Origin of the sequence: Pricia sp., from assembly GCF_041745955.1 — a bacterium.
In the GTDB taxonomy this organism is placed as follows: domain Bacteria; phylum Bacteroidota; class Bacteroidia; order Flavobacteriales; family Flavobacteriaceae; genus Pricia.
In genome coordinates this window covers 1-4,424 of sequence record NZ_JBGTHY010000534.1, presented here as the reverse complement: position 1 = coordinate 4,424, position 4,424 = coordinate 1, and the positions used below count along the sequence as shown (strand labels likewise).

The following is a 4,424-nucleotide window of genomic DNA, read 5'->3' as shown; positions in this document are numbered from 1 at the left end:
AGTTCTTTGCGCGCGCAAGGGTCAAAAGTTCTTCCATATCCCGGTCCGTTGGGTTGCCGGTCGACTTTGATTCATAGGTCAGGGTATACATGATATAGTTTGGTCGTTCCGTCTAAAGGTACAGCTTTAAAACTTTGCCGCAGAAGTGCTATGAATGAACCGGTCGTTATAGGCTTCCAGCTCTTCTTGAAATACCGGCCTCAAAAAAAAGGAAGCCCTCACTGCCAATCGGTCATGCAGGCGTAGACCAAAGTTTCCAGTAGACCATTGTCGGTACCTCCTCTAACTTGAAGGAAAGGCCGTAGATACATAATCCAATATCTTTCAAACCGATAGGGTGCGGTAAAGAAACGCCCTTCCACAATTTCAATGTAACAAAAGTCGGGTATAATCGTCAAGTTATGTAACCTACAACCGATGGGAATATTTAAACCCGACTATCAAAACTTTCAAGGGGTAAGGCCAGTTTGTATCTACGTACTTCGAACGTATTTCGCACTGATGTTCTTTGTCATGGGTTACACCGCTTGGACCGAGGTAATAACCCACATAGGCGGATGGGAACCCATCGGGGCGGTTACCTGGTGCGTTTGGGCAGCTTACGCGACAATTTCATTCGTTGGAATTTACAACACGCTGAAAATGCTACCTATCGCTGTCTTTATGGTGTTCTATAAAGCACTTTGGCTGATTGCGGTCGCTTATCCGCTTTGGGCGACCGATAGTCTAAAAGGTTCACCGCCCGAAGATTTGGCAGGTATATTTATTTGGGCGATGGTCGCCGTGCCCTTTGTTCCTTGGAAACATTTCTTCCTTAACTACGTCATACCGACCAAAAAATGATAACGGATAAAAATTTGGCCCGAATTGCCGGCCTGTGCTATTTGATCGTGATAGCGACGGGCCTATTTTCCGAAGTTTTTGTACGGCAGGCATTAAGGGTCGCGAACGACGCCGTGGCCACGGCGAACAATATCCAAACCCACGAAATGCTTTATCGATGGGGATTTGTGGCGGACATTACAAATTTTGTGATCGGCCTGCCGAGTGCACTGATCATGTACTTTTTGTTCAAGCGGGTAAACAAGCTTTTGGTCCAACTTGCATTGGCGTTTGCCATTATCCAAACGGCGATCATTGCCGTCAACCTTTTAAACCAAATTTCGCCTTTGCTGATATTGGGCAACGATGCATATTTGAATTCCTTCCGGCCCGACCAGTTGGCTTCGCTTTCGTTGCTATCCCTTAATATACAGGCGCAAGGTTACGGACTTGGACTGGTGTTTTTTGGTTTCTATTGTCTAATATTCGGTTATGCTATCATCAGATCGAAAATGATCCCAAAAATTCTCGGAGCGCTTTATGCTATTACTGGAATTTGTTACTTGCTCAACAGTTTCATAATGTTCCTTTCAAAAGGGTTCGACAATCCATTTTTCGCATATTTGGCAATTCCAATTTTTATTGGCGAGCTATCATTATGTCTATGGTTGCTGATCAATGGCGTAGATACGTCAAAGAGATCGACAAATCGATGACTAAACTGATGGAAACACATTGTGAACTTGCTATCTGCCAACAATGAACCGAGCTAAAAAACAGATAAAATTTAGTCCAATACGTCAATAGAGTTTCATAAAACGAGGGTTGTATCGCATTTAGCTCAAAATAATTTGAATGCAGAAAACCCACGTGGCCGTTGCAGAATTATATAGCCTTAGAAAGTAAGGGATCTTTCGGAAAAATAAGCTAAATTGTAACGTCCAATGACCGCCCTCACAAAACGGTCGGGCCTAAAATCCAAAAATCATGAAAGTACATCCGTATCTGAACTTCGACGGCCGGGCCGAAGAAGCGTTCCATTTTTACAGGTCCGTTTTTGGTGGGGAATTCATATCGCACATGAAAATGAAGGACGGCCCCGATAGCGGGAATCTCTCCAGGGAAGATCAAGACCGTACCATGCACATTTCGCTGCCCATCGCGAAAGACACCATTTTAATGGCCTCGGACGTTATCGAATCCTCCGGCCAAGGCCTCGTGACCGGAAACAATATGCATATCATGCTCGGCCCTACCAGTAAAGAAGAGGCGGACCGTCTGTTCGGGGAGCTTTCAAAGGACGGCGATATCGAGATGCACATGGAGGAACAGTTCTGGGGCGACTACTTCGGAAGTTTTACCGATAAGTTCGGGATTAAATGGATGATAAGCTATAATGGGCAAAAAGAGGATACGTTGAAAGAGTTGGAAGAACAACTTCCGGACGATATATCCCTTTCAAAAACAAGGGCCGCCCCACTTTCATAATCCGGTACAATCAATCGATGGACAAGGGAAAAATTCAAAAACCATGCTACAAAAATCAAAAGCGTTCAGCGGGTTTTCCGTGGATGATATCATAAAAAGCGAAAATATCCTATCGGACCACATTGGGATTGAACGTAAGGGATAACCCAATGGGGCTGCTGGAACTTCATCCGGAAGGGAGTGACCCCATAATTGTCCACCCAAAGCCAAATCATGTCCCAGCTACCTTTACCGTACTCAATTTCCCGGTGGAGGATGTTGAAGTGGCCGTAGATTCCCTTTCCAAAAAAGGAATTGTATTCGGGCAATACGACGGCCCGGATACCGATTAAAAAGGAATCTCACATAACGAAGGCCCTTTGATCGCCCGGTTCAAGGATCCCGCGGGGAATATCCTCTCGGTCATTCAGAAGGGATAGATGCACTGAATTTTTAAAATAACCGTATTGATATACCAGTCATGAAAACAGCAGAAAGGAAAAACAGTTTAAAAACTTTGATAGGAACCTGGTCCATTGAGGGCGTAAACATCTCGGCCGCGCCCGAATCCCATGAAACTCCCGTTACAGGTATTTGGAAGGTAGAGGCCATGGCAGGCGGCAGGTTTCTGGAATCCCATTGGGAATACGACTCCGGTTCCGATGAACATATTGGGATAAGCATCTTTGGAACCCCCAATGATGATTCACGGCCCAAGATCTTCAATTTTGACAATGCCGGTTTCCATCGGGCCTATGATCTGAATATCGATGGTCGAACATGGAACATCCAAGGTGAAACCGAACGGGCCGTTCTGGAATTCGATGCCGACGGCGGTACCTATAAGGAATTCTGGGAAATCAGGTCAGATGGTCAGTGGCTGCCACTGTGCCGGAGGGCGGGGAAAAGGCATTTGGACTAAGGACCCTCCGGTATGAATCCCGGATTCAGGAGACTTTTATGCAAACTGTTCGGGGCAGGTATCGATATGCCTGAAAACGCTATCGTGATCTGTCCCGATATTCTATAGGATACCGACTACAAATTCTGGTACTGGCCCTACAGGACCATTTTTTGTCCGGAACACAATTCTTCGCCGGATACACGAATTTTAGGGCAACGGGTTCCTTTACCCTGTAAGAACCGGATCCGTGGCCTTGACTTCAGCAAACCTATGACACTTTTTGTTCAAAAATTCCACAAATCTCGGAGATATGGGCATGGTTCTTAGAAAAGTCGTTGTTCAACTTGTCCAATGACCGTTCCAGGTCCTTGTCCGGGTGATCGAAAAGATCGACCTGCAACTGCCCTATTTTTTCCACCAGGCTTTGGCATGAGTTCTTAATATCCTCCAATTTTCTTAAAACTTCTTCGTTCAGTTCCAATTCCGATTTTTCCATTTTAATATTTTTTTAATCAAATTGTTTAACTTCTTACACTTGATCCATACAAATGTCGCATTTTACACCCTAACCTATCCGTCGATATGGCATGATTTATCAATATTTTAGCATTTCTGATGACACCTACAAAGCCCATTTGTGCGAAAACAAACGCTAAGAAACAGAATTTAACGTTTAAAGGGACCGTATTTGATACAGGCGCATTTAAACCCACGTTTAAATGAACTTATCGGACTTTGATATTCGCCGGTCATTTAAGCAAACAGACATCTTTTTGGTTAAGTGAAAGCTCCTCTTCCATTGGGCCTATACGGAAATTAAAGCCACTATTTTACACTTTGGTAGCTATGAGCAAAAATACCCATTTTCAGAGAGAACTTTTAGAAGAAAAATTAAAGGGAGTGACATCCCAACTACTTTGCTTTACCAAAGCAAAGTTACATAACGCAAGACATTATAGCCTACAGCTAAGATTTTGAATAACAGATATCTACGTTGATTTATGTACTATAATTTATACTATTCAGAATCAAATATTATTACTATCTTTACCAAAGATACTAAAAAAAGGTTTCAAATATGATACAATTAGTCAACGACTATAGCGAATATGTTGATAACTTGAAAAATCACATTAAGGATAGTAAGTACAAAACCACTTTTTTCCTAGAAGAATTGGGCATTCCCAAAGCAAGCTTTTATCGGAAGCTAAGGGAAAATACCTTTTCCATC

The 4,424-nt window shown here is 43.4% G+C and carries 6 protein-coding genes; 5 read left to right on the top strand and 1 reads right to left on the bottom strand.

Annotation, left to right across the window (positions count from 1 at the left end):
• The first annotated feature begins 417 nt into the window (after positions 1-417).
• From ACEW8S_RS19015 to ACEW8S_RS18995, 5 genes are all read left to right on the top strand, one after another.
• Positions 418-843: a hypothetical protein gene (locus ACEW8S_RS19015; RefSeq protein ID WP_373519684.1), complete on the top strand. Its 426-nt coding sequence runs from the start codon at positions 418-420 to the stop codon at positions 841-843.
• Entirely contained in the window at positions 840-1,538 is a 699-nt protein-coding gene (locus ACEW8S_RS19010; RefSeq protein WP_373519683.1) for a DUF4386 domain-containing protein, read from the top strand. Before ACEW8S_RS19015 ends, ACEW8S_RS19010 begins: the two co-directional genes overlap by 4 nt.
• Positions 1,539-1,809: 271 nt before the next feature.
• Positions 1,810-2,310 carry a VOC family protein gene (locus ACEW8S_RS19005; protein WP_373519682.1) on the top strand — a complete coding sequence of 167 codons (501 nt, stop codon included), beginning with the start codon at positions 1,810-1,812 and terminating at the stop codon, positions 2,308-2,310.
• A 149-nt stretch (positions 2,311-2,459) separates the two neighbouring features.
• Positions 2,460-2,642 (top strand): hypothetical protein, encoded by a 183-nt coding sequence (locus ACEW8S_RS19000; RefSeq protein ID WP_373519681.1) that lies wholly within the window; start codon positions 2,460-2,462, stop codon positions 2,640-2,642.
• Between the two features lie 128 nt (positions 2,643-2,770).
• The gene (locus ACEW8S_RS18995; protein WP_373519680.1) at positions 2,771-3,211 is read left to right on the top strand and encodes a hypothetical protein; all 441 of its coding nucleotides are present in this window, start codon (positions 2,771-2,773) and stop codon (positions 3,209-3,211) included.
• Between the two features lie 250 nt (positions 3,212-3,461).
• Here the strand turns inward: ACEW8S_RS18995 and ACEW8S_RS18990 are convergent, their stop codons facing one another.
• Entirely contained in the window at positions 3,462-3,689 is a 228-nt protein-coding gene (locus ACEW8S_RS18990; protein WP_373519679.1) for a hypothetical protein, read from the bottom strand.
• Positions 3,690-4,424: the final 735 nt, after the last annotated feature.